At 63.4% G+C, this 24,366-nt stretch carries 18 protein-coding genes; all 18 read left to right on the forward strand.

What is annotated here, in order from left to right; all coding sequences use genetic code 11:
* Positions 1-132: 132 nt before the first annotated feature.
* The 18 genes from AC07VH_RS27365 (at position 133) to AC07VH_RS27450 (ending at position 24,327) form a co-directional block, all read left to right on the forward strand.
* The gene (locus AC07VH_RS27365) at positions 133-1,770 is read left to right on the forward strand and encodes a ShlB/FhaC/HecB family hemolysin secretion/activation protein (protein ID WP_494788888.1); all 1,638 of its coding nucleotides are present in this window, start codon (positions 133-135) and stop codon (positions 1,768-1,770) included.
* 56 nt (positions 1,771-1,826) lie between these two features.
* The gene (locus AC07VH_RS27370; protein ID WP_489629405.1) at positions 1,827-3,596 is read left to right on the forward strand and encodes a DUF2341 domain-containing protein; all 1,770 of its coding nucleotides are present in this window, start codon (positions 1,827-1,829) and stop codon (positions 3,594-3,596) included.
* Between the two features lie 13 nt (positions 3,597-3,609).
* On the forward strand, positions 3,610-4,020 hold the full coding sequence (locus AC07VH_RS27375) for an ExbD/TolR family protein (protein ID WP_034753784.1): 411 nt from the start codon (positions 3,610-3,612) through the stop codon (positions 4,018-4,020).
* Between the two features lie 10 nt (positions 4,021-4,030).
* On the forward strand, positions 4,031-4,747 hold the full coding sequence (locus AC07VH_RS27380) for an energy transducer TonB family protein (RefSeq protein WP_494788889.1): 717 nt from the start codon (positions 4,031-4,033) through the stop codon (positions 4,745-4,747).
* A 36-nt stretch (positions 4,748-4,783) separates the two neighbouring features.
* The gene (locus AC07VH_RS27385) at positions 4,784-6,517 is read left to right on the forward strand and encodes a putative porin (protein WP_494788890.1); all 1,734 of its coding nucleotides are present in this window, start codon (positions 4,784-4,786) and stop codon (positions 6,515-6,517) included.
* A gap of 6 nt (positions 6,518-6,523) precedes the next feature.
* On the forward strand, positions 6,524-7,216 hold the full coding sequence (locus AC07VH_RS27390) for a hypothetical protein (RefSeq protein ID WP_494788891.1): 693 nt from the start codon (positions 6,524-6,526) through the stop codon (positions 7,214-7,216).
* 28 nt (positions 7,217-7,244) lie between these two features.
* The gene (locus AC07VH_RS27395) at positions 7,245-7,733 is read left to right on the forward strand and encodes a YbjN domain-containing protein (protein WP_494788892.1); all 489 of its coding nucleotides are present in this window, start codon (positions 7,245-7,247) and stop codon (positions 7,731-7,733) included.
* Positions 7,734-7,941: 208 nt separating this feature from the next.
* Positions 7,942-11,046: a DEAD/DEAH box helicase gene (locus AC07VH_RS27400; RefSeq protein ID WP_475416710.1), complete on the forward strand. Its 3,105-nt coding sequence runs from the start codon at positions 7,942-7,944 to the stop codon at positions 11,044-11,046.
* A gap of 49 nt (positions 11,047-11,095) precedes the next feature.
* On the forward strand, positions 11,096-12,223 hold the full coding sequence (locus tag AC07VH_RS27405; RefSeq protein WP_494788893.1) for a PAS domain-containing sensor histidine kinase: 1,128 nt from the start codon (positions 11,096-11,098) through the stop codon (positions 12,221-12,223).
* A 137-nt stretch (positions 12,224-12,360) separates the two neighbouring features.
* The gene (locus AC07VH_RS27410) at positions 12,361-13,041 is read left to right on the forward strand and encodes a response regulator transcription factor (RefSeq protein WP_454772917.1); all 681 of its coding nucleotides are present in this window, start codon (positions 12,361-12,363) and stop codon (positions 13,039-13,041) included.
* 156 nt (positions 13,042-13,197) lie between these two features.
* Positions 13,198-13,905, forward strand: a complete 708-nt coding sequence (locus AC07VH_RS27415) for a transposase (RefSeq protein WP_494788894.1) — start codon at positions 13,198-13,200, stop codon at positions 13,903-13,905.
* A gap of 194 nt (positions 13,906-14,099) precedes the next feature.
* Entirely contained in the window at positions 14,100-18,800 is a 4,701-nt protein-coding gene (locus tag AC07VH_RS27420) for a glutamate synthase-related protein (protein ID WP_494788895.1), read from the forward strand.
* 80 nt (positions 18,801-18,880) lie between these two features.
* Positions 18,881-20,344: a glutamate synthase subunit beta gene (locus tag AC07VH_RS27425; protein ID WP_475416706.1), complete on the forward strand. Its 1,464-nt coding sequence runs from the start codon at positions 18,881-18,883 to the stop codon at positions 20,342-20,344.
* Positions 20,345-20,603: 259 nt separating this feature from the next.
* Entirely contained in the window at positions 20,604-21,413 is an 810-nt protein-coding gene (locus AC07VH_RS27430; protein WP_152252789.1) for an ABC transporter ATP-binding protein, read from the forward strand.
* The gene (gene mlaE, locus AC07VH_RS27435; protein ID WP_034780952.1) at positions 21,410-22,192 is read left to right on the forward strand and encodes a lipid asymmetry maintenance ABC transporter permease subunit MlaE; all 783 of its coding nucleotides are present in this window, start codon (positions 21,410-21,412) and stop codon (positions 22,190-22,192) included. Before AC07VH_RS27430 ends, mlaE begins: the two co-directional genes overlap by 4 nt.
* Before the next feature lie 78 nt (positions 22,193-22,270).
* Positions 22,271-22,741, forward strand: a complete 471-nt coding sequence (mlaD, locus tag AC07VH_RS27440; protein ID WP_070219660.1) for an outer membrane lipid asymmetry maintenance protein MlaD — start codon at positions 22,271-22,273, stop codon at positions 22,739-22,741.
* On the forward strand, positions 22,738-23,619 hold the full coding sequence (locus AC07VH_RS27445; RefSeq protein WP_494788896.1) for an MlaA family lipoprotein: 882 nt from the start codon (positions 22,738-22,740) through the stop codon (positions 23,617-23,619). The genes mlaD and AC07VH_RS27445 overlap by 4 nt, the downstream gene beginning before the upstream one ends.
* 72 nt (positions 23,620-23,691) lie before the next feature.
* Positions 23,692-24,327 (forward strand): MlaC/ttg2D family ABC transporter substrate-binding protein, encoded by a 636-nt coding sequence (locus AC07VH_RS27450; protein WP_494788897.1) that lies wholly within the window; start codon positions 23,692-23,694, stop codon positions 24,325-24,327.
* Positions 24,328-24,366 lie beyond the last annotated feature (39 nt).

Here is a 24,366-nt window from a genome sequence, read left to right on the forward strand (position 1 = left end):
ACATTTGATGACATTCGGCAGTCGCCGCGCGCGGCGGCTGTCTAGGCATCAGTAGATCAGTATTGGCAACAAAAAAACGCCGGCCCAGCGCCGCAACACAGGGCAACCGTTTGATTTTAAGGTGAATGGAAGATGCGTGAGATGACAAAACAGGGCAAGGGGGCAGCACCCGCGGCACCCGCGACCGCCTTGACGATGCTGTGCCTGGCCATGCTGGCGCTGCCCGGCATGGCCCGCGCCCAGGATGCCGTCGCGGCAGCCGCCCCCGTGGCCGCGCCCGAACGGCAAGTGACGATCGAGGAATACCTGGTGCGCGGCAATACCGTGCTCGACGCCCGCGCCATCGAAGCGGCGGTCACGCCCTTCCTGGGGCCGGGCCGCACCCTGAAGGACGTGGAGGGGGCGCGCGACGCCCTCGTTGCGGCATATCAAGCCCGGGGCTACCAGTCCGTCTACGTGGACTTGCCGGAGCAGCAGGTGGAGCAGGGCGTGGTGGTGCTGCAGGTGAGCGAAACCAAGGTGGGCCGCTTGCGCGTGGTCGGCGCGCAGTACAACTCGCCGCTCGACGTGCGCCAGCAAGTGCCGGCATTGACGGAAGGCAAGGTGCCCGACTTTACGCAGGCGCAAGTGGAGCTGACGGCCCTGAACCGCGGTCCCAAGCGTCAGGTGATGCCGCTGGTCAAGCAGGGCAGCCTGCCCGGCACCATGGACGTCGACCTGAAAGTGGACGACAGCAGCCCGTGGCGCGCCAGCGTGGGCTTGAACAACGATTACAGCGCCGATACGAAGAAATTGCGTACCAGCATGTCGGTCGGCCACGACAATCTGTGGCAGATGGGGCATAGCGCCACCATCAGCTTTTTCGGCACGCCGGGCGACCTGAACCAGACCAAGGTGTGGTCCGCCTCATACGTGGCGCCGATCGGCACGCAGGGCTGGAGCGTGGAAGCGACGGGCTACCAGTCGAACAGCAACGTGGCCAGCACGGGCGGCACCAGCGTGCTGGGCAAGGGCCATGCGCTGGGCATTAAGCTCAATTACACGGTGCCCAACAGCGGTATCTGGTGGCACAGTTTTTCCGCCGGCATCGATTTCAAGGACAACCAGGAAGCGCTCAAGCTCAATGGCGCCGGCAGCAATATTCCGCTCAAGTACGTGCCCCTGAGCGTGTCGTATAACGGCTTCGCGCAGACGGACGCGGCGACCTACGGCCTGGGCTTGTCGCTGGTGGCCGGCACGCGCGCTTCGTTCGGTTACGGCAGCGACAGCGCCGCCTACGACAACAAGCGCTACAAGGCCTCGCCCAGCTTCCTCGTGCTGAAGGGCGACGCCAACGCCACCACCACCCTGGGCAGCGGCGCGCAGCTGCATGGGCGCATCTCGGGCCAGCTGGCCGATGCGGCGCTCGTGTCGGGCGAACAGATGGCCGCCGGCGGCGCCAATTCCGTGCGCGGCTACCTGTCGGCCGAAGCGACGGGCGACTACGGCGTGTCCGGCACCGTCGAATGGCGCACGCCCCAGCTGACGTATTTCAGCCGTCTGGAAAACTGGCGTTTATTCGCCTTTGCCGATGGCGCGCGCCTGCGTCTGCGCGATCCGATGATCGAGCAGAAAGACCTGTTCGGCCTGGCCTCCGTGGGCGTGGGCAGCAGCTTCCAGTTCCTGCGCTACCTGAATGGCCGCATCGATTTTTCGTATCCGTTGCGCGATGGCCCGCGCACGCACAAACACGTGCGCCGCATCAATTTCAACCTGTCGGCCAGCTACTGACGGGCCAGCTCAACAGCACTGCACTTTTTTAGACTTTTCTTCGGAGAATCACTGTCATGCAACGTTTTCTTTTTCTGCTCACGATCCTGGGCACGCTCGTTCCCGGCCTGGCGCATGCCTGGTGGCAGCCCGACTGGGCTTACCGCAAACCCGTCACCGTCGACGCGGGCCCGAAGGCGGGCGCCGTGGGCGGCGATCCCGGCCGCATCCCCGTGCTGCTGCGCTTGCATTCGGGTAACTTCAACTTCGAAGGCGTCAGCGACAACGGCGCCGACCTGCGCTTCGTGGCGGGCGACGATAAAACCGTGCTGAATCACCAGATCGAGCAATTCAACCCGCTGCTGGGCATCGCCCTGATCTGGGTCGACGTGCCGGCCCTGACGGCCGGTACGCCGCAGCAGCTGTGGATGTACTACGGCAATCCGAAGGCGCCCGCCTCCGGCAATGGCCAGCGTACGTTTGACCCCGACTACAGCCTGGTGTACCACTTCAGCGAGCCTGGCGTGCCTTCGCGCGACAGCACCGCCTACGGCAACCATGCCCAGACGGCCGTGCCGGCGCTCGACGGTTCCGTCATCGGCGCCGGCGCCCGCCTGGGCACGACGCCGTTGATGCTGCCCGCCTCGCCATCGCTGGCGCTGGCCGCAGGCGCGCCGTTCACCTTTTCCGCCTGGGTGCGTCCGGACAGCCTGGGCGCCCAGCAAGTGCTGTATGCGCGCCGCGACGGCGCCAATGAATTGCTGATCGGCGTGGACCAGGGCGTGCCTTTCGTGCAGGTCAACGGCCAGCGCAGCAAGCCTGGCCAGCCTATCCAGGCCGCGCAATGGTCGCACCTGGCCGTCAAGGCCGATAAAGCCAACGTGGCCCTGTATGTGGGCGGCCGTCCGGCCGTCTCGCTGGCCACCGCCCTGCCAGCCTTTACGACGGCCGCTTCGGTGGGCGCCGACGTCAACACCACGGCCGGCCTGGCCAACTTCACGGGCGCCATCGACGAGCTGCGCCTGTCGCGCACGGCCCGTCCCGACGCCCTGCTGCTGGCCGATGCCGTCTCGCAAGGTTCCGAATCGCGCCTGGCCGTGTTTGGCGCCGATGAACAGCAGGCCGGCAAAAGCCATTTCGGCTTCATCATCGCCGCCATGCCGCTCGACGCCTGGATCGTCGTCGGCGTGCTGGGCCTGATGATGGTCTTGTCGTGGATCATCATGATCGGCAAGGGCCGCAGCTATGGCGCCATCTCGCGCGCCAATGCCCAGTTCATGCAATCGTTCCACGAAGCGGCCGGCGCACCGCTCGACCACCTGGCGCGCAACGGCAAGCTGAGCGCTTCCGTGAAGACGGATTCCTCGCTGTGGCGCCTGTATGACGTGGCCATCGACGAGATGCGTCGCCGCCACGACCGCGGCTACGACCTGAACGCCGTCTCGAACGCGACCATCGGCGCCATCCGCGCCGCCATGGATGGCGTGATGGTGCGCGAAAGCGAACGCATGTCGAAACGCATGATCTGGCTGTCGACCACCATCGAAGGCGCGCCGTACGTCGGCCTGTTCGGCACCGTGATCGGCATCATGCTGGTGTTCGTCGTGGCCGCCATGGCGGGCGCGGTGGACATCAACTCGGTGGCGCCGGGCATGGCGGCAGCGCTGCTGTGTACGGCCGCCGGCCTGGGCGTGGCGATTCCCGCGCTGTTCGGCTACAACTGGCTGTCCTCGCGTTCGGACGCCATCGTCGCCGATATGGCCGTCTTCGTCGATGAATTCGCCACGCGCCTGGCGGAAGAGCAGGGCGACGGACGCCAGATGCGTCCCGTGCTGCAGCAGGCGTGAGGGGCGCATAACCATGGCCACCTCCGCCAAGTTTACCCCCCGCAAGCGTAGCGGCGGCATCAACATCACGCCCTTCGTCGACGTGCTGCTGGTGGTGCTGGTGATTTTTATTCTGACCAGCAACGCCAGCATTCCCGGCATCAAGGTCGACCTGCCCAAGGCCAGTTCGGCCATGGCGCTGGAAAAGCCGAAGACCAAGGCCATCACCATCGACAACGCGGGCCAGGTCTTCCTCGACGCCTATCCCGTCACCCTGCCGGAACTGGAAGAGCGGCTGCGCACGGAAAAGGCGCTGACGCCCGACTTCCCCGTGATCGTGCGCGGCGACGCCGCCGTGCAATACGCGAAAGTGGTCGAAGTGCTGGACCTGTTGCGCCGCATCGACCTGAACCAGGTGGGCCTGGTGACCGGCAAGCCGGCATGAGGAGCGCAAGGTGAAGCGTGACGACATGATGAAGACGGCCGCCTCGGAACCGTCGGGCGCGGCGCAGTGGTGGCGCCGCTGGGGCGGCGTGGCCGGCGGCGCGCTGCTGGCCGCTGGTCTGGCCGCGCTGGTCTGGTATTTGCTGTCGGACACGGCGGCCACCAAGCGCGAAGTGGCGGCCCCGCCGATGCTGATGCTGCCACCCCCGCCACCGCCGCCGCCGGAACCGGAAAAACTGCCGGAACCGACGCCGGACAAGGTGGTGCCGGAAGTGTCCGAGCCGGAACCGACGCCGGCCGACAAGCCCATGGATGACGCGCCGGAAAGCCCATCGCCGGACAAGGGCGACCCCGTCACCATCGACGGCGCGGCGCAGGCCGGCAGCGACGCCTTCGGCATCCAGGCCGGGCGCGGCGGCGGCATGACGGGCGGCGGCGGTGGCGGCGGCCTCGGCGCGGGATCGTATGGCCGCTATGTGGCCAATGCGCTGCAGCTGGCCTTCGCCCGCGATCCGCGCACGCGCCAGCTGGCATTCAGCGATATCCGCGTCGACCTGTGGCTCGATGCGGAAGGCAGGACGACGAAAGTGCAGCTGGTGCAAGGCACGGGCAATGCGCAGACGGATGAGCAGGTGCTGGCCATGGTGCGCGATTTCCGCGCCGATGAGCGGCCGCCGGCGTCCCTGCGTTTCCCGGCCCGCGTTTCCATTAAAGGCCGCCGGCCATAGCGCATGAATTTAATTCCTCATTTACCGAAAGAAGCGATGAATTCCTTATTTTCTACCCCACAGCGTGCGCGCCGCCTTCCGCTGGCGCTGGCCGCCCTGGCCTTGAGCATGGCGGCAGGCACCGTACAGGCGCAGGCACCGGCCGACAGCACCATGGTCAAGCTGATCCGTGGCCTGATCCAGAGCGGCGCCCTGAACAAGGATGCCGGCGAAGCCTTGCTGGCGCAGGCGCAGAGCGAAGCGCTGGCCGCCGCGCAAGCCCGTCCGGCCGCCGCGCCGGCCGCCCTGGCGCAGGTACAGCCGGGCGACGTGCGCGTGCCGTATATTTCGCAAACCGTGCGCGAACAGATCCGCGACGAGATCAAGGGACAAGTGCTGGCCGAGGCCAAGGCGGGCGGCTGGGCGGCGCCGAATGAAACGCCGGCCTGGACCAAGCGCATCCGCCTGGAAGGCGACGTGCGCGCGCGCTACGAATCGCGCTACTACGACATGGCCAACAGCAATATCGAGATCGACTGGCGCTCGCTCAACAGCGGCGGCGGCTACGACGTCAATTCGAACACCAACCTGGCCCTGCCGGCGTTGCTGAACACGCGTCAGGATCGCAAGAATTTGCTGCGCGCCCGTGCCCGCCTGGGCATCCTGGCCGACATTTCCGACAGCACGCAAGCGGGCATCCGCCTGGCCAGCGGCAATGACGACAGCCCGGTATCGACCACGCAAACCCTCGGCGGCGGCCTGGGCAAGAAAAACATCTGGCTGGACCAGGCCTGGCTGTCCTATCAGCCCGCTTCCTGGCTGAAACTGACGGCGGGCCGCTTCGACAATCCATTCGTGTCGGGTGACGAACTGTTTTCCAGCGAACTCAATTTCGACGGCATCGCCGCCAAGGTGCAGCAGCCGGTGGGCGCGGCCAAGGACGTTACCGTGTTCGGCACGCTGGGCCTGATTCCGCTCGAGTATTCGTCCGACAATGCGCCTAGCCGCAGCCAGGCAAAAATGTCCAGCGAAAACAAGTGGCTGCTCGGTGCGCAGGTGGGCGCCTCGTGGAAGATCAATGGCGACCATCAATTGCGCGGTGCGCTGGCCTACTACAACTTCCGCAACATCAGCGGAGAATATTCGCAGCCGTGCGCGCTGTATGCGGGCGCCGATGGCTGCAGCACGGACTGGTCGCGTCCATCGAGCATGCAGAAGGGCAATAGCTTGATGTTGCTGCGCAATATCGCCCTGAACCCGCTGGACCCGGCGAATACGCCGCAGCCGCAATTCGTGGGCCTGGCCTCGAAGTTCCGCCTGGCCAACCTGAATGCGCGCTGGGATAGCAAGGTCGCGGGCGGCACGGATTTGCGCATCGAAGGCGACTATGTGCGCAACATGGCCTACGACAAGAACGCAATGTGGGCGCGCGCCAAGGGCGGCATCATGAACAACTTCGGCGGCACGGGCGGCGTTTCGCAAGCCGATTTCAAGAGCGGCGGCAATGCCTACATGCTGCAGGCGACCCTGGGCAAGGCCAGCCCGGCGGCGCGCGGCGACTGGAACGTGCTGCTTGGCTACAAGCGCATCGAACCGGACGCGCTGCCTGACGCCTACAACGATTCCACCTTCCACCTGGGCGGCACGAATGCGCGCGGCTATTACCTGGGCGGTGCGTATGCGCTCGACAAGAATACCTGGCTCAATGGCCGCTGGACGTCGAGCCGCGAAGTGTTCGGTTCGGCGCTGTCGATCGACACCCTGCAAATCGAATTGAACGCGCGTTTTTAAGGAGCCATGATGTTGATATCCAACAAAATGCGCTTGCCGCTACTGCTGCTGAGCTTGCTGGCCGCCAGCACCGCCCAGGCGCAGGGACAGAAGGGGCAGAGCATGGAAGAGCGTTTGCGGGCCGAGTTGCGCAATGTCACGGCGCAATTGCAGCAGACGCGCGGCGAGCTGGAAATGCTCAAAGCCAAGGGCGTGCCTGCCGTCAAGGCTGCACCCGTGGCCGCGCCCGCCAGCGATGGCTTGAAGAAGGAGCTGGCGCGTAGCCAGTCGCAGCTGGCGCAGGAACGCGCGCAGCGGGAGAAACTGGCAGCCGAGCAGCAGCGCAGTGCCGCCGCTGCGCAGGAGGCCAGCGCGAGTCTGGCGCAGTACCGCCAGGCCGGCGAACAGCTGGCCGCCACGGGCAAGCAGCTGGCAGCGGAGCGTGCGCGCCTCGATGGCGAGGTGGCGGCGCAGCGCGGCGCGCTGGCGCGCTGCGAAAGCAAGAATGCCCAGCTGTATGCGGCCGGGCAGGACATCCTGCAAGCGTATGAAGGCCTCGATGTGCTGGACGTCATGAAAGCGCGCCAGCCGTTCGCCGCACAAAGCCGGGTAAAACTCGAGCAAATCGCCCAGCAGTACGGCGACCAGCTGTACCAGGGCCGCTTTGATGCGCGTCAATCAAGTGACACGCCGGCCGCTCCCGCGCCGGCACCCCAATAATTTTATTTTTGAAATGAATGGAATGACGATGGAACACATCAACACCTTGCTGACCACCCTGAATGCGGAACAAACGGCCGACGCCATCAAGGCGGCCGGCTGCGCCGTGACCAGCATCGAACACGACGGCGTCGTGCGCCTGCACAGCGCCAGCCATGGCATCGGCTTTCAGGTGCTGTGGGGGAATGAAGCGTCGCCTGGCCAGTACGCGGACCTGACCCTGAGTTGCCCGCTGCGCGTGCAGGGCGGCGACCTGCCGGCCGGCTTGCTGGCCGAATGGCACCGCAGCAAGCGTTTTGCCCGCGTGGCCCAGCATGGCGATTTCGTCGTGCTGGAGATGGATGTGCTGGTTGCCGGCGGCGTCAGCAAGGAGTACCTGGATATCAATCTGCAACTGTGGACGCAGATGATGGGCCAGTTCTTCTTGTTTTTGCGCAACTTTACGCCGGCCGATACGAGCACGGCACCGGTAGTCGAGGCCGCCAGCGTGGCAGAAGACGACACTGTGCCGGCCTGATAAGCCGTCCACAGGCGGCAAAAAAGGCCCATGACGGGCCTTTTTTGCCGCCAGCGGACCCCAAGTGTCGTATTAAATACTTATTTTTTAGGCATCGCGCATTAAAACTGCTCAAAGAGCGTGTGTGAATCAAGCCAGCAACGCCTGTATGGCGGATAATATTGCCTGTTGCCGATTTGGATACGACCTTTACACAAAAATGCGCCCCATGGATTTTACCCGCGACGAAACCAGTGAAACCCCAGTTGCCCCGGCCAGCGCGCCGGGAGCGCCTTTGCCGTATGCCGTCGCCACCTGGCTGCAGCGGGTGGAGGCTGCCGCCCATCCGAAGGCCGTGCTGACGATTGCCGAGCCCGATCCCAAACTCAACCAGCACCGCCTGATCTACGTGCTGGCGCCCACCAGCGGCGGCCGCCACGTGGCCCTGTGCCTGTACAAGGCGCGGCTGCGGCCGAACGGCGACGTGGCGGCGGCGTCCCCCATCAGCGAAATCTTTTCCCTGCTGTCGGCGCCGCCCACGTTCTTGACGCCGGCCGACGAAGACCTCGTGCGGTTCTTCGTGGCCATGCGCAGCGGACAGAATTCGCAGACGGGCAGCGCCACGGAGCCGAAGGGCAAGGTGGGCGCGGCCCTGCTGAAAATGCTGGCCGAGCAGGATAAATTGCTGTGGGCCAATTCCTGGGCCGACGTGGGCAATGGTCTCGTGTACCCGTTGAAGGAAGGTCCCGTGCGCCCCGCGCGCCTGTTCTGGCGCGACGAGGGCAAGACCATGCGCCTGGGCTGGCAAGTGGACCCGCCGGAAGGCGCGAAGCACCATGGCGCCGACCAGATCGACTACATGCTGCCCACCGATCCGCCGTGGTACATCGACAACCTGTCGTGCGGCGTGCTGGAACTGAACCAGGGCGGCTCCGACATTTCCCTGGCCGACCTGCAGGCGCTGGTGGCGCAGGCGCCGCCCCTGAACGCGAACGACAAGGTGCGCGTGTCGCAGCTGCTGCTGGCGCAAGGCTTGCAGCATCTGATGCCGCTGCCGCAACCGTTGCCGCAGCGCTTGCGCAAGGACGTGCCGGCGCAACCGGTGTTGCTGCTCGATAGCGCCATGCTGGCCGACGGCAGCCTGCAGCGCTGGAGCGACTTCGCCGTGCTGTCCTACGACTACGATGGCGAGCGCGTCTCGTTCGACCCGTCGCAGCGCGTGGTGCGGCAAGTGGGCGAGGTGACGGAAATTATCCAGAGAAATACGGTCGATGAAGCGCGGGCCCTGGCGACGTTGGCCGAGCTGCAATTCAAGAAGCCCGGTTCCGCCCCCCTGAGCGGTTTGAAGGGCGCCTTGCTGCTGCCTTCCCAGGCGGAATGGCTGCGTTTTGCCGAGTCCGGCATCGACGCCTTGCTGGCGCAGGGCTGGATCGTGGAAAAGACGGCCAAGTACCGCTACGATGTGAGCGACGTGGGCGACTGGTACGCGGAAATCGACGACCAGGACCCGGACAGCGGCAACGCCTGGTTCGAACTGGAACTGGGCATCGTCGTCAACCACGAGCGCGTGCCGCTGCTGCCCGTGCTGGTGCAGCTGATCCGCAATGCGCCCAACGATTTCAATCCGAAAGTCATCGAAGCGCATGCGGACGACGACCAGATGCTGGCGACCTTGCCGGACGGCACGCGCGTGGCCCTGCCGTGGGGCCGCGTGCGCCCGATCTTGAACACCCTGGGCGAACTGTATTTCGGCGACAAGATCAGGCATGCCGTGCGCATGTCGACCCTGGACGCGGCGCGCCTGGAAGAGCTGGCGCGGGGCCTGGAGATGCAGTGGACGGGCGGCGAGCAGCTGCGCGCCATGGGCCGCAAGCTGAGCCAGTTCGGTTCCGTGCAAAAAGTGGCGGCGCCGGCCGGTCTGCAGGCGACCCTGCGCGATTACCAGGCCGATGGCCTGGCGTGGATGCAATTCCTGCGCGACCATGACCTGGCGGGGATCCTGGCCGATGACATGGGCTTAGGTAAAACCGTGCAAACGCTGGCGCATATCCTGGTGGAAAAGGAAGCGGGCCGTTTGACGCATCCGGCTCTCGTCATCGCACCGACTAGCTTGATGGGCAACTGGCAGGACGAGGCGGCAAAATTTGCGCCCAGCCTGAAAGTATTGCTGCTGCAAGGCAAGGACCGCGCCCAGCAATTCGACCAGATCGACCAGTGCGACCTGGTGCTGACGACCTACGCCCTGCTGCCGCGCGACGAGGAAACCCTGCGCGAGCACGATTTCCACCTGGTCATCCTCGATGAATCGCATTACATCAAGAATACGCGCAGCAAGGCGGCGCAAAGCGCGGGACTGCTGCGCGCGCGCCACCGCCTGTGCCTGTCCGGCACGCCGCTGGAAAACCATTTGGGCGAACTGTGGTCGCAATTCCACTTCCTGCTGCCGGGCTTGCTGGGCGACGAGAAGACCTTCAACACCCAGTTCCGCCATCCGATCGAGCGCCAGGACGACCCGCTGCGCCGCATGCTGCTGAACCGCCGCATCAAACCGTTCCTGCTGCGCCGCACGAAGGACAATGTCGCCAAGGAACTGCCGCCGAAGACGGAAATGGTGCGCAAGGTGGAGTTGACGGGGCCGCAGCGCGACCTGTATGAAACCGTGCGTCTTGCGATGGATCAAAAAGTACGCGAAGAAATCGACAAGAAGGGCGTGGCGCGCAGCCAGATCGTCATCCTCGAAGCGCTGCTGAAACTGCGGCAAGTGTGCTGCGACCCGCGCCTGGTCAAATCCTTGCCGGCGAAGAAGCAGTCGGCCGGTTCGGCCAAACTGCTCGACCTGATGCAGATGGTGGAAGACTTGCTTGACGAAGGGCGCAAGATCCTCGTTTTCTCGCAATTTACCAGCATGCTGGAGCTGATCGAGGAAGAGCTGGAATCGCGCGACATTCCGTACGCCTTGCTGACGGGCGAGACGAAGGACCGGGGTGCGCAAGTGGCGGCCTTCCAGCAGGGCGCCGTGCCGATCTTCCTGATCAGCCTGAAAGCGGGCGGCGTGGGCCTGAACCTGACGGCCGCCGACACGGTGATCCACTACGATCCGTGGTGGAATCCGGCGGCGGAAAACCAGGCCACGGATCGCGCCTGGCGCATCGGCCAGGACAAGCCCGTGTTCGTCTACAAATTGATTGCCAAGGGCACCCTGGAAGAAAAAATCCAGCTGCTGCAGCAAAAGAAATCGGAGCTGGCGCAATCGATCCTGGCCGAAGGCGAAGCGCAGAAGATGGCCCTCACGCAGGAAGACTTGCAGCAGATTTTCGCCCCGCTGGAAGATTAACGCTGGCACACGCTTATACTTGGCGCTTCTTTCCTGCCAGGTATAACGCATGCTGCCCATTTTCCTCCTGCTGCTTGCCGGCGCCGTCCTCATGGCGCTGCGTTTCGTCCAGTTGCGCCGCGCCCTGCTGCGCGCGCGGGCGGGCGAAGCGCAGTTCCGCCTGCTGGCCGAACATGGCCGCGACGCCGCCTTCCTGCTCGACGCCACGACCCTCGAATTACTCTACATCAGCCCTGCCGCGCAACGCCTGACCGGTTACGATCTGGCCGCCTTGCGCGCACACGCGGCGCGCCTGGCGGCGGACGTGCCGGCCCGGCTGCAGCGCTGGCGCGACGGCGACGCCAGCCGCTTGACCCTGCTGCGCGAAGTGGAGCTGGCGCATGCCGACGGCCATCCTCTGGCGCTGGAAGTGAGCTCGACCATCGTGCCCGCGGCCCCGGGGCGGGGCGTCACCGTGGTGGGCACGGTGCGCGACGTCAGCGCCGCCCACGCGCAGGAAGCCGAGCGGGAAAAGGAGCAGAAGCGTTTCGCCTTGATGCTGTCGCATGAATTCCGCACGCCGCTGGCCACCATCGACGGCGCCATCCAGCGCCTCGTCTCGACGTCGAGCGAGGCCGACGAGGCCACGCGCAAGCGCTACGTGAAAATCCAGACGGCCGTCGACCGTTTGCTGGGCATGATAGACGACTATTTATCGCCCGAACGCATGGCGGCCATCGGCCGCGAGCGGGCCGCCGACGGCATCGCGCCGCTGGCCTTGCTGCAGCAGGCGGCCGCCACCGTGCCCGCCAGCCACCGCGTGCAGCTGGAACTCGATGAAGACTTGCCGGCCAGGCTGCGCTGCGACGTGCCCGGCATGGCTCTGTGTCTGAAAATCCTGCTCGACAACGCCGTCAAGTTCAGCCCGCCGGGCAGCGCCATTACCGTGTCGGCCAGGCTGGTGCCCGAGGGCGGCGTGGCCCTGTGCGTGCGCGATGCGGGGCCCGGCTTGCGGGAAGAGGAACTGGCGCAGCTGTTCGAGAAAGGTTTCCGTGGAACCGATGCCACGCATGCGGGTGCGGGCCTGGGTCTGTACATGGCGCGCGCCGTGGTGGACGTGCATGGGGGGAGTTTGCAGGGGCATAATCTGCCCGAAGGCGGGGCGCTTTTCCGGATTTGGCTGCCGCTTCCTGTCTAGACAAGGAAAAGCCTTGCTTCCGCTGAAGCCAACCGTGATAATTCCTTGACGTAAACCTATTGTGCCGTCCATCATGGTGTAGAAGTGAATGGCATGGTTTGCCCACGGTAGCTCACTAACGGAAGAATGGCGTAGCAATGACGAAAATACTGATCGTCGAAGACAATCTGGACTACGCCGAAGACATGGCGGAGTTTCTCGTTGAGCTCGAACACGAAGTTCATATCACCAGCTCCGCTGGCGGGATGTGGACGGCGTTGAGCCATGGTAATGTCGGCGTGGTCGTGCTGGACCTGGGCTTGCCCGATGAAGACGGCTTCAACGTCATCCCCCGCATGCGCCAGCTGTATCCGCAAATCGGCGTGCTGGTGCTGACGGGACGCGTCGCCTTCGACAGCCGCATCCTCGGTTTGCGCCTCGGTGCCGACCACTATCTGACCAAGCCCATCAAATTCCCGGAACTGGCCGCCCACATCGAGGCACTCGACCGCCGCGTGGGGCCGCAAGATCCCGTGCCCGAGCCAGGCAAGTGGACCTTGAAAGTAAGCGCTCGCCAACTTGAATTGATGGGCGCCGTCATCGCCCTGACGGAAAAGGAATTCAATTTCCTGCACCTGCTGACCATCAACACCCGCCCCGTGCCGCGCGACGTCATCGTGGCCGGCATGGGCGGCGACGACCCCGATGCGGGCCGCCGCGTCGACATGCTCGTGTACCGCCTGCGCAAGAAGGCCAAGACGGGCCTGGGCCAGGACTTGCCGCTGCGCAGCGCGTATGGCGAGGGCTACAGCCTGTCGGCCAGTTTTAACCTGTCCTGATGGTCCATATTGCGCCGCCCGCAAGTGGCTGGCGCAATAAAAGGGACAGAGTCCATCGTTTTTCCCGGTATTTTAAATAAAACAGGGTCAGAGTCGCGTCCTGCGCTCGCAAGTGTGTAAAATCAAGGCCTTAGCCTTCATTTTATGATTTCCCCCATGGCCCGTTTGCCCCGTCTCATCATTCCCGCGCTGCCCCATTACGTGATCCAGCGCGGCAGCAACCGCCAGCCCGTGTTCCAAGATGCGTTTGATTACGCGCAATTCCTGTCCTGGCTGAAAACGGGCGCGAAAATGTTCAAGGTGGCCGTCCACGCCTATGTTTTATTGCCTGATCAGCTACATTTATTGGCCACGCCCAGCGATGCGACGGGCCTGGGGCAGCTGATGCAGTGGCTGGGACGCTATTACGTGCCGTATTTCAACCAGAAATACGGCCGCGAAGGGGCGTTGTGGCAGGGACGCTACAAAACCTCCGTCATCGATCCCGACAATTTCTTCCTTACTTGCTGCCGTTACCTGGAATGCGTGCCCGTGCAAACGGGTCTGGCCGCCCAGGCATTGGACTATGGCTGGTCCAGCTATGCCCACCATGCTGGTGTGCGGCCCGATCCCGTCATCACCGACCACGCGCTGTACTGGGCGCTGGGCAACACGCCGTTCGACCGCGAGGCGGCGTATCTGCACCTGTTCGAGCAAGGTCTGGGCAGCAGCCAGGTGAAAACCGTGGAACAGGCTGTATTGAAGGGCTGGCCACTGGGTTCCGACGCTTTCAAGCAGGCGTTGGAGCAGAAAATGCAGCGGCAAGTGCTGCCCGCCAAGCGCGGTCGTCCCCGCAAAATCGTGGCCGAGTCGGACGCCAATTGAAAAGTATTCGCATTTAAAACAAAAAACGGTTTCTTTCTGACGTTTTATTGAAATCGTTTTGACTGTGTCCCTATTAAATTTTTCGGGCGACGGAATTGAATTTAATTCGACTCCGACCCTAATTATTCTGGTTGAGTTTTTTGTTGCGTTGCACTACTCTAGTTTTTCGATAGTCATATGCAGCGGAGAAGCCCATGAAAGCGCAAGGCCTGTACGACCCAGCCAATGAACACGATGCCTGCGGCGTCGGTTTCGTCGCCCATATCAAGGGCAACAAGACCCATTCGATCGTCGAACAGGGTTTGCTGATTCTGAAAAACCTCGATCACCGGGGCGCCGTGGGCGCCGATGCGCTGATGGGCGATGGCGCCGGCATCCTGATCCAGATTCCCGACCAGTACTACCGCGAAGAAATGGCCAAGCAGGGCGTGGAATTGCCGCCGCCTGGCGAATACGGCGTGGGCATGGTCTTCCTGCCGAAGGAACACGCGTCGCGCATCGCCTGCGAACAGGAAATCGAACGCGCCGTGCGCATCGAGGGCCAGGTCGTGCTGGGCTGGCGCAACGTGCCCATCGATACGGACATGCCGATGTCGCCCACCGTGCGCGCCAAGGAACCGGTCATCCGCCAGATCTTCATCGGCCGCGGCCCGGACATCATGGTCACGGACGCGCTCGAGCGCAAACTGTATGTGATCCGCAAATCGTCGGGCCACGCCATCCAGGCCTTGAAACTGCTGCACGGCAAGGAATTCTTCGTGCCGTCGATGTCGGCCCGTACCATCGTCTATAAAGGCTTGCTGCTGGCCGACCAGGTGGGCGTGTACTACAAGGACTTGCAGGATGCGCGCTGCATCTCGGCCCTGGCCCTGGTGCACCAGCGTTTCTCGACGAATACTTTCCCCGAATGGCCGCTGGCCCACCCGTACCGTTTGATCGCGCACAATGGCGAGATCAACACGGTGAAAGGCAACTTCAACTGGATGCGCGCGCGCGAAGGCGTGATGAAGTCGGCCGTGCTGGGCGACGATTTGCAAAAGCTGTTTCCCCTGATCTATGAAGGCCAGTCCGACACGGCGTGCTTCGACAATGCGCTGGAACTGCTGCTGATGGCCGGCTACCCGATCGCCCAGGCGATGATGATGATGATTCCGGAAGCGTGGGAAAACCACACGACGATGGATGACAACCGCCGCGCCTTCTATGAATACCACGCGGCCATGATGGAACCGTGGGACGGCCCGGCCGCCATGGCGTTCACGGACGGCCGCCATATCGGCGGCACCCTGGACCGCAACGGCTTGCGTCCGGCGCGCTACATCGTCACGGACGACGACCTGGTGGTGATGGCGTCGGAATCGGGCGTGCTGCCGATCCCGGAATCGAAGATCATCCAGAAATGGCGCTTGCAGCCTGGCAAAATGTTCCTGATCGACCTGGAAGCGGGCCGCATCATCGACGACCAGGAACTGAAAAACACCTACGCCAACGCCAAGCCGTATAAAGCGTGGATCAACTCGGTGCGCATCAAGCTCGACGAGATCAAGCTGGCCGAAGGACAAGCCAAGCTGGACCGCGCCCAGGGCGAAAAAGCCCAGCCGTCGCTGCTGGACCGCCAGCAGGCGTTCGGCTATACGCAGGAAGACTTGAAATTCCTCATGGCGCCGATGGCGCTGGCCGGCGAAGAGGCGACGGGTTCGATGGGCAATGACTCGCCGCTGGCCGTCATGTCGAACAAGCTGAAACCGCTGTATAACTACTTCAAGCAATTGTTCGCGCAAGTGACGAACCCGCCGATCGACCCGATCCGCGAAGCGATGGTGATGTCGCTGGTGTCCTTCATCGGCCCGAAACCGAACTTGCTCGATACCAACAACGTCAACCCGCCGATGCGCCTGGAAGTGGCGCAGCCCGTGCTGGGCTTTGACGACATGGCGCGCTTGCGCAACATCAGCGCGCACACGGGCGGCAAGTTCAAGTCGTACGAACTGGACATCTGCTACCCGCTGGCCTGGGGCAAGGAAGGCGTGGAAGCGTGCCTGGCCTCGCTGTGCGCGGAAGCCGTCGATGCCGTGAAATCCGGCCACAACATCCTGATCGTGTCGGACCGCGCCATCTGCGCCGACCAGGTGGCGATCCCCGCGCTGCTGGCCACGTCCACCGTGCACCAGCACCTGGTGAGCAAGGGCTTGCGCGCTTCCACCGGTCTCGTCGTGGAAACGGGCTCGGCACGCGAAACGCACCACTTCGCCTTGCTGGCCGGCTATGGCGCGGAAGCCGTCCACCCGTACCTGGCCATGGAAACCCTGGCCGAGATGGCGCACGGCTTGCCGGGCGACCTGTCGGGCGACAAAGCCATCTATAACTACACCAAGGCGGTCGGCAAAGGCTTGATGAAGGTCATGTCGAAGATGGGCATTTCGACCTACATGTCGTACTGCGGCGCGCAAATCTTCGAAGCTATCGGCCTGAACAAGTCGCTGGTGGACAAATACTTCAAGGGTACGGCCTCGAACGTGGAAGGCATCGGCGTGTTTGAAGTGGCGGAAGAAGCGCTGCGCCTGCACGCGCTGGCCTTCGGCAACGATCCCGTGCTGGTCGATAAGCTCGACGCGGGCGGCGAGTATGCGTTCCGCGTGCGCGGCGAAGACCACATGTGGACGCCGGACGCGATTGCCAAGCTGCAGCACTCCACGCGCAGCAACAATTTCTCCAGCTATAAGGAGTACGCACAAATCATCAACGACCAGAGCCGTCGCCACCTGACCCTGCGCGGCCTGTTCGAGTTCAAGCTCGACCCGACCAAGGCGATCCCGCTCGACGAAGTGGAACCGGCCAAGGAAATCGTCAAGCGTTTCGCCACGGGCGCCATGTCGCTCGGCTCCATCAGCACGGAAGCGCACGCGACCCTGGCGGTGGCCATGAACCGCATCGGCGGCAAGTCGAACACGGGCGAGGGCGGCGAAGATCCGAACCGCTACACGCAGGAATTGAAGGGCATCCCGATCCGCCAGGGCGATACGATGGCGTCCGTCGTGGGCGCGGAGCAGATCGTCGTCGACATTCCGCTGCAGGAAGGCGATTCGATGCGCTCGCGCATCAAGCAGGTGGCGTCGGGACGTTTCGGCGTCACGGCCGCCTACCTGAACTCGGCCGACCAGATCCAGATCAAGATGGCGCAGGGCGCGAAGCCGGGCGAAGGCGGCCAGTTGCCGGGCCATAAGGTGTCCGAGTACATCGCCAGCCTGCGCTTTTCCGTGCCGGGCGTGGGCCTGATTTCGCCGCCGCCGCACCACGACATCTATTCGATCGAAGACCTGGCGCAGCTGATCCATGACTTGAAGAACGCCAATCCGCGCGCCTCGATTTCCGTGAAGCTGGTGTCGGAAGTGGGCATCGGCACGGTCGCCGCGGGCGTCACCAAGGCCAAGGCCGACCACGTGGTCGTCGCCGGCCACGACGGCGGCACGGGCGCCTCGCCATTGTCGTCCGTGAAACATGCGGGCACGCCGTGGGAGCTGGGGCTGGCCGAAACGCAACAAACGCTGGTCTTGAACGGCTTGCGCAGCCGTATCCGCGTGCAGGCCGACGGCCAGATGAAGACGGGCCGCGACGTGGTCATCGCCGCCCTGCTGGGCGCCGACGAGATCGGTTTCGCCACGGCGCCGCTGGTGGTCGAAGGCTGCATCATGATGCGTAAATGCCACTTGAATACGTGCCCTGTGGGCGTGGCCACGCAAGATCCGGTGCTGCGCGCCAAGTTCTCGGGCAAACCCGAGTATGTCGTCAATTACTTCTTCTTCGTGGCCGAGGAAGCCCGTCAATTGATGGCGCAGCTGGGCATCCGCACGTATGACGAACTGATCGGCCGGGTCGACTTGCTCGACAAATCGAAGGCGATTTCGCACTGGAAGGCGCAGGGCCTGGATTTCTCGGCCATCTTCCACAAGCCGGAAACGCCGGATGGCCAGGCTTGCCGCCACGTGGAATTCCAGGACCATGCGCTGGAGAAAGCACTCGACCACAAGCTGATCGCGCAAGCGCGCGCGGCGCTGGAAAAGGGCGAGCGCGTCTCCTTCATTTCGCCCGTGCGCAACCTGAACCGCACGGTGGGCACCATGCTGTCCGGCGAAGTGGCGAAGAAGTATGGCCACGCCGGCTTGCCGGACGACACCATCCACATCCAGCTGCAAGGCACGGCGGGCCAGTCGGCCTGCGCCTTCCTGGCGCACGGCATCACGATCGACCTGGTGGGCGAGGGCAACGATTACGTCGGTAAAGGCTTGTCGGGCGGACGCATCATCGTGCGGCCGAATACCGAGTTCCGCGGCTGGGCCGTGGACAACATCATCATCGGCAACACGGTGCTGTACGGCGCCATCGCCGGCGAAGCCTTCTTCAACGGCGTGGCCGGCGAACGCTTTGCCGTGCGCAACTCGGGCGCCACCACGGTGGTCGAGGGCCTGGGCGACCATGGCTGCGAATACATGACGGGCGGCACGGTCGTGGTGCTTGGCAACACGGGACGCAACTTCGCGGCCGGCATGTCGGGCGGCATCGCCTATGTGTATGACCCGGCCGGCGACTTTGCCAGCAAATGCAACACGGCCATGGTCAGCCTGGACAAGGTCGTCTCGGCGGCGGAACAGCACGTCGACCGCGACGCCTGGCATACGCAGCACCGCGACGGCGTGCCGGAAGCGGACGAGGTCATCCTCAAGCGCCTGATCGAGCGTCACTTCAAGCACACGGGCAGCACCCGCGCCCGCGTCCTGCTCGACGACTGGGCCGCGGCGCGCGGCAAGTTCGTGAAAGTCTTCCCGAACGAATACAAGCGCGCGCTGATCGAGATGGCAGCGGACGCCGCCATGGAAGTGCAAGCCGTCGCCGCCTGAGCCAGCCAAGCTCATTGCCAAATGAATTGACCAGGGAGCGGCCCGGCCGCTCCCCGCCAGCCAAATACAAAGGAAACATCGTGGGTAAAATTACCGGCTTCATGGAATTCAAGCGCCAGGACGAACACTATCTGGAGCCCGCCGCGCGCCTGAAGAACTACAAGGAATTCGTCTTGCACCTGTCGGACGCGCAAGCGACCGTGCAGGGCGCGCGCTGCATGGATTGCGGCATTCCCTTCTGCACCACGGGTTGCCCCGTGAATAACATCATTCCCGACTGGAATGACCTGGTGTACCGCGGCGCCTACCGCGAAGCGCTCGACATCTTGCATTCGACGAATAACTTCCCGGAATTTACGGGCCGCATCTGCCCGGCGCCGTGCGAATCGGCCTGCACCCTGGGCATCCACGAAGATCCGGTCGGCATCAAGTCGATCGAACATAAAATCATCGACATGGGCTGGGAGCACGGCTGGGTCACGCCGCAGCCGGCGGGTTTTAGCACCGGCAAGAAAGTGGCCATCGTCGGTTCCGGTCCTGCCGGCCTGGCGGCGGCGCAGCAGCTGGCGCGTGCCGGCCATGCCGTCACCGTGTTTGAAAAGAGCGACCGGGTCGGTGGTTTGTTGCGTTATGGCATCCCCGACTTCAAGATGGAAAAGTCGCACATCGATCTGCGCGTAAAACAGATGGAAGCCGAAGGCGTGGTGTTCCGCACCAGCGTGCTGGTCGGCAAGGATTTCCCTGCCAATGTGAACAACTGGGCCAAGGAAACCATTTTCCCGGAAGACCTGGAAAAAGAATTCGACGCCGTCATCATGGCCGGCGGCGCCGAGCAGCCGCGCGACTTGCCCGTGCCGGGCCGCGACTTGAAAGGCGTGCACTTCGCCATGGATTTCCTGCCGCTGCAAAACAAGGTCAACGCGGGCGACAAGCTCAAGGACCAGATCAAGGCCACGGGCAAGCACGTGGTGGTGATCGGCGGCGGCGACACGGGTTCCGACTGCGTCGGCACCTCGAACCGCCATGGCGCCGCTTCCGTGGCCCAGTTCGAACTGATGCCGCAGCCGCCGGAACAGGAAAACAAGCCGCTGGTCTGGCCGTACTGGCCGACCAAACTGCGCACCTCGTCCTCGCACGAGGAAGGCTGCGAGCGCGACTGGGCCGTGGCCACCAAGCGTTTCGAAGGCAAGGGCGGCAAGGTGGAAAAGCTGATCGCCTGCCGCGTGGAATGGAAAGACGGCAAGATGAGCGAAGTGCCGAACTCGGAATTCGAGATGAAGGCGGACCTGGTCTTCCTGGCCATGGGCTTTGTTTCTCCTGTTCAACAGGTGCTGCAAGCGTTCGGCGTCGATACGGATGCGCGCGGCAACGTCAAGGCGACCACGGATGGCGCCGGCTGCTACCAGACCTCGGTGGCCAAGGTGTTTGCGGCCGGCGACATGCGCCGCGGCCAGTCGCTGGTGGTGTGGGCCATTCGCGAAGGGCGCCAGTGCGCACGCGCCGTCGATGAGTTCCTGATGGGGGCATCCCTGCTGCCACGCTAATTAACGAGCAATTGTTCGTTTTTTGACAGGGCCACGGCGCGGATTGCGGCGTGGCCTTTCTTATTTTTACTTGTCAAGTCGACAGCTGTGAGCGCCATCGGATGGGGGCGCGATGCGCAGGTCAAATTTCCACTACAATATCTGACTTTCGATTCATTAGTGTTGTATTCTTCCCCTTCACGGGGCTGTCCCAAGGGGTGTCTCAGCAGAGGTTGGCGTTTCTGCACTACAATACGCCATTAAAATAGTGAGCTTCGTCGTGCCAAATCTTGTTGAGATCCGTGATTTACACTTTGCCTATGGAGAACGTTCGATTTTATCGGGCCTTCAAATGGATTTCCCACGTGGAAAAGTTGTGGCCGTCATGGGTGGCTCCGGCAGTGGCAAGACGACCGTACTGCGCCTGATCGGCGGGCAGTTGCGCCCCGGCTCCGGTTCCGTGAACGTGGACGGCCAGATCGTGCATACGCTGGGGACCGACGAGCTGTATCAGCTGCGCCGCAAGATGGGCATGCTGTTCCAGCACGGCGCGCTGTTTACGGATTTGACGGCGTTCGAGAACGTGGCGTTCCCCCTGCGCGAACACACGGACTTGAATGAAGAGCTGATCCGCACCCTGGTGCTGATGAAGCTGCACGCCGTGGGCTTGCGCAATGCGGCGCAATTGAAGCCGGCCGAGATTTCGGGCGGCATGGGCCGCCGCGTCGCGCTGGCGCGCGCCATCGCGCTCGACCCCGAACTGATCATGTACGACGAGCCGTTCGCCGGCCTGGATCCGATTTCCATGGGCGTGACGGCCAATTTGATCCGCAATCTGAACGATGCGCTGGGCTCCACGTCTATCCTGGTATCGCACGATGTGAAGGAGTGTTTCGCCATCGCTGATTATGTCTATTTTCTGTCATCAGGCAAGATCGTGGCGCACGGCACGCCGGCCGAGATGGCCGTGTCGACGCATCCGTACGTCAAGCAGTTCGTCAATGCCGAGGCCGATGGCCCCGTTCCGTTCCACTATCCGGGCAAGTCGCTGGCCGACGACCTGGGCTTGCACGCGGGGGCGGGCCGATGATCGCGCGTTTCCTGGCGGCGATCGGAGCATGGTTGCGCAATTCGGTACAAGACCTCGGCTTTGCCGTGCGGTCGTTTTTCATCATCATCGCCTCGTCGGGCGGCCTGTGGCGCCGTCCGCGCCTGGTGATCGAGCAACTGTTTTTTATCGGTAACCGCTCGCTGGTGATTACCGCCGTCTCCGGCCTGTTTGTCGGCATGGTGCTGGGTTTACAAGGCTATTACACCCTGACCACGTATGGCGCCGAGCAGTCGCTGGGCTTGCTGGTGGCGCTGTCGCTGACGCGCGAACTGGGCCCCGTCGTCACGGCGCTGCTGTTCGCGGGCCGCGCCGGCACCTCGCTGACGGCGGAAATCGGCCTGATGAAGGCGGGCGAGCAATTGTCGGCCATGGAAATGATGGCCGTGAACCCGATCCAGCGCGTGCTGGCGCCCCGTTTCTGGGCCGGCGTGATCGCCATGCCGATCCTGGGCGCCATCTTCACGGCCGTCGGCATCATCGGCAGCTACCTGGTCGGCGTGGTGCTGATCGGCGTCGATGAAGGCTCGTTCTGGTCGCAGATGCAAGGCGGCGTGGATGTCTGGAAAGAAGTGGGCAACGGCACCATCAAGAGCCTGGTGTTCGGCATCGCGGTGACCTTCATCGCGCTGTTCCAGGGTTACCAGGCGCAGCCGACGCCGGAAGACGTCTCCGGCGCGACCACGCGCACGGTGGTGATTTCGTCGTTGATGGTGTGGTGGCTCGATTTCATGATGACGGCGTTGATGTTTAGCAAGTAATTGCCGATCAGCGACAAACAGCGGGCCTGGGCAAGATGTTGCGCAGGCGGCAGCAAGTAAAATTATTTAGGATTGTTTATGCAACGTAAATCTTTGGATGTCTGGGTCGGCTTGTTCGTCTTGCTGGGTGTGGCGGCGTTGATGTTTCTGGCGCTCAAGGCCGGCAATATGAGCTCGCTGTCTTTCAGCAAGACGTATACCATTACGGCCAAGTTCGACAATATTGGCGGCCTCAAGCCGCAGGCGCCCGTCAAGGGCGCCGGCGTGGTGGTGGGGCGCGTGGCGGAGATCCGCTTTGACGACAAGACGTACCAGGCGCTGGTGAAACTCGACATCGAAGATGGCTACAAATTTCCGAAAGACAGCTCGGCCAAGATTTTGACGGCCGGTTTGCTGGGTGAGCAATATATCGGCCTGGAAGCAGGCGGCGATTTGGCCAACCTGGCAGAGGGCGACAAGATCGCCCGTACTCAATCGGCCACAGTGCTGGAAGACCTGATCAATCAGTTCATCTACAGCAAGGCAGCGGAAGGAAAGGACAGCAAATGAGCGAGTCGACCAAGCAATCCCAAGGCAGCCTGGCGCGTATCGGCCTGGCCCTGGCCATCGCCGCCGGCGTGAGCGCCTGCGCCACCGGCACCAATCCGCGCGACCCGTTGGAAGGGTATAACCGCGCGATGTTCAAGTTCAACGATACCGTCGACCAGGTGGCGCTGAAGCCCGTCGCCACGGCCTACAAGACGGTCACGCCGTCGTTCGTGCAAACGGGCGTGGGCAACTTCTTCGGCAACTTGTCCGATGTGTGGAGCGCCGTGAACAATTTGCTGCAAGGCAAGGGCGAAGCGGGCTTGCAAGACGTCGTGCGCGTCAGCATGAACTCGACCTTCGGCATCCTCGGCCTGATCGACATCGCCTCGCAGGCCGGTATTCCCAAGCATAACGAAGACTTTGGCCAGACCCTGGGCTGGTATGGCGTCCAGTCGGGACCGTACGTGATGCTGCCGCTGCTGGGGCCGTCGACCGTGCGCGACACGGTGGCCCTGCCGCTCGATATCACGGGTGACCCCTGGCGCTACAAGGATCCTGCCTCGGTGCGCAATATCGGCACGGTGACGCGCGTGGTCGACAAGCGCGCCGCGCTGCTCGACGCGACGAACCTGATGGAAGCGGCCGCGCTGGACCGTTATGAATTCATCCGCGACGGTTTCCTGCAGGCGCGCGAAAGCAAGGTCTTCGATGGCGATACGGACCGCCGCGACCGCAAAGTGCCAAAAAACGACAGCAGCGAATACGAGCCGGAGTACGAGGCAAAACCGCAGCCTGCCAATGACGCGCCTGCGGCCACGGCCGCCGCCGCGGTGGCGCCGGCGGACCTCGTAACATCTGGTAGCAATACCGTTGCTTCCGAGGCCAGGCCCCAGGAGTAAACTCCGGTACAGAAACACCACGGCTGCGATCAACGCCAGCCGGTGCATAGCAACACCATGAAAGGTAGAACCATGAAATTGATGAAACAACTGCTGGCGATGGCCACCATCGCCTTTGCCACCGCCGCCCAGGCCGCTCCTGCCGTCGAAGCGCCGGATGTCCTGGTCAAGCGCATCAGCCAGGACGTGATCGACACGGCCAAGAACGACAAGGCCATCCAGGCAGGCGATATCAAGCGCGTCACCGAATTGGTGGAAAGCAAGATCTTGCCGTACGTGGATTTCCAGCGTATGACCTCGCTGGCAGCGGGCCGTCACTGGCGCGACGCCACGCCCGACCAGCAAAAGCAGCTGGCCGCGGAATTCCGCACGCTGCTGATCTACACGTACTCGGGCGCCCTGTCGCAGATCAAGAACGAAACCGTGGAATTCAAGCCGCTGCGCGCCGACCCTAGCGACACGGAAGTGGAAGTGCGTTCGCAGGTCAACGTGGCGCGCGGCGAACCCGTGCCCCTGAACTACCGCGTGGCGAAAACCCCGTCCGGCTGGAAGATCTATGACATCAACGTGCTGGGCGCGTGGCTGGTGGAAACCTACAAAAGCAGCTTTGCCAGCGAGATCAGCAAGGGCGGCATCGATGGTCTGATCAAGACCTTGCAGGCAAAAAACAAGGCCCTGGCCAGCCGTCCCGCTGCCAAAGCCAAATAATCGGCTATCATATAGCTCCTGACCCAGCTCCAGACCAGC

Source organism: Janthinobacterium sp. GW821-FHT03C10 (assembly GCF_059420865.1).

Excerpts from the sequence above, each read along its gene's own strand:
- AC07VH_RS27365 (WP_494788888.1), top strand. The coding sequence starts at position 133 with ATGCGTGAGATGACAAAACAGGGCAAGGGGGCAGCACCCGCGGCACCC.
- AC07VH_RS27370 (WP_489629405.1), top strand. The coding sequence starts at position 1,827 with ATGCAACGTTTTCTTTTTCTGCTCACGATCCTGGGCACGCTCGTTCCC.
- AC07VH_RS27375 (WP_034753784.1), top strand. The coding sequence starts at position 3,610 with ATGGCCACCTCCGCCAAGTTTACCCCCCGCAAGCGTAGCGGCGGCATC.
- AC07VH_RS27385 (WP_494788890.1), top strand. The coding sequence starts at position 4,784 with ATGAATTCCTTATTTTCTACCCCACAGCGTGCGCGCCGCCTTCCGCTG.
- AC07VH_RS27390 (WP_494788891.1), top strand. The coding sequence starts at position 6,524 with ATGATGTTGATATCCAACAAAATGCGCTTGCCGCTACTGCTGCTGAGC.
- AC07VH_RS27395 (WP_494788892.1), top strand. The coding sequence starts at position 7,245 with ATGGAACACATCAACACCTTGCTGACCACCCTGAATGCGGAACAAACG.
- AC07VH_RS27400 (WP_475416710.1), top strand. The coding sequence starts at position 7,942 with ATGGATTTTACCCGCGACGAAACCAGTGAAACCCCAGTTGCCCCGGCC.
- AC07VH_RS27405 (WP_494788893.1), top strand. The coding sequence starts at position 11,096 with ATGCTGCCCATTTTCCTCCTGCTGCTTGCCGGCGCCGTCCTCATGGCG.
- AC07VH_RS27410 (WP_454772917.1), top strand. The coding sequence starts at position 12,361 with ATGACGAAAATACTGATCGTCGAAGACAATCTGGACTACGCCGAAGAC.
- AC07VH_RS27415 (WP_494788894.1), top strand. The coding sequence starts at position 13,198 with ATGGCCCGTTTGCCCCGTCTCATCATTCCCGCGCTGCCCCATTACGTG.
- AC07VH_RS27420 (WP_494788895.1), top strand. The coding sequence starts at position 14,100 with ATGAAAGCGCAAGGCCTGTACGACCCAGCCAATGAACACGATGCCTGC.
- mlaE (WP_034780952.1), top strand. The coding sequence starts at position 21,410 with ATGATCGCGCGTTTCCTGGCGGCGATCGGAGCATGGTTGCGCAATTCG.
- mlaD (WP_070219660.1), top strand. The coding sequence starts at position 22,271 with ATGCAACGTAAATCTTTGGATGTCTGGGTCGGCTTGTTCGTCTTGCTG.
- AC07VH_RS27445 (WP_494788896.1), top strand. The coding sequence starts at position 22,738 with ATGAGCGAGTCGACCAAGCAATCCCAAGGCAGCCTGGCGCGTATCGGC.
- AC07VH_RS27450 (WP_494788897.1), top strand. The coding sequence starts at position 23,692 with ATGAAATTGATGAAACAACTGCTGGCGATGGCCACCATCGCCTTTGCC.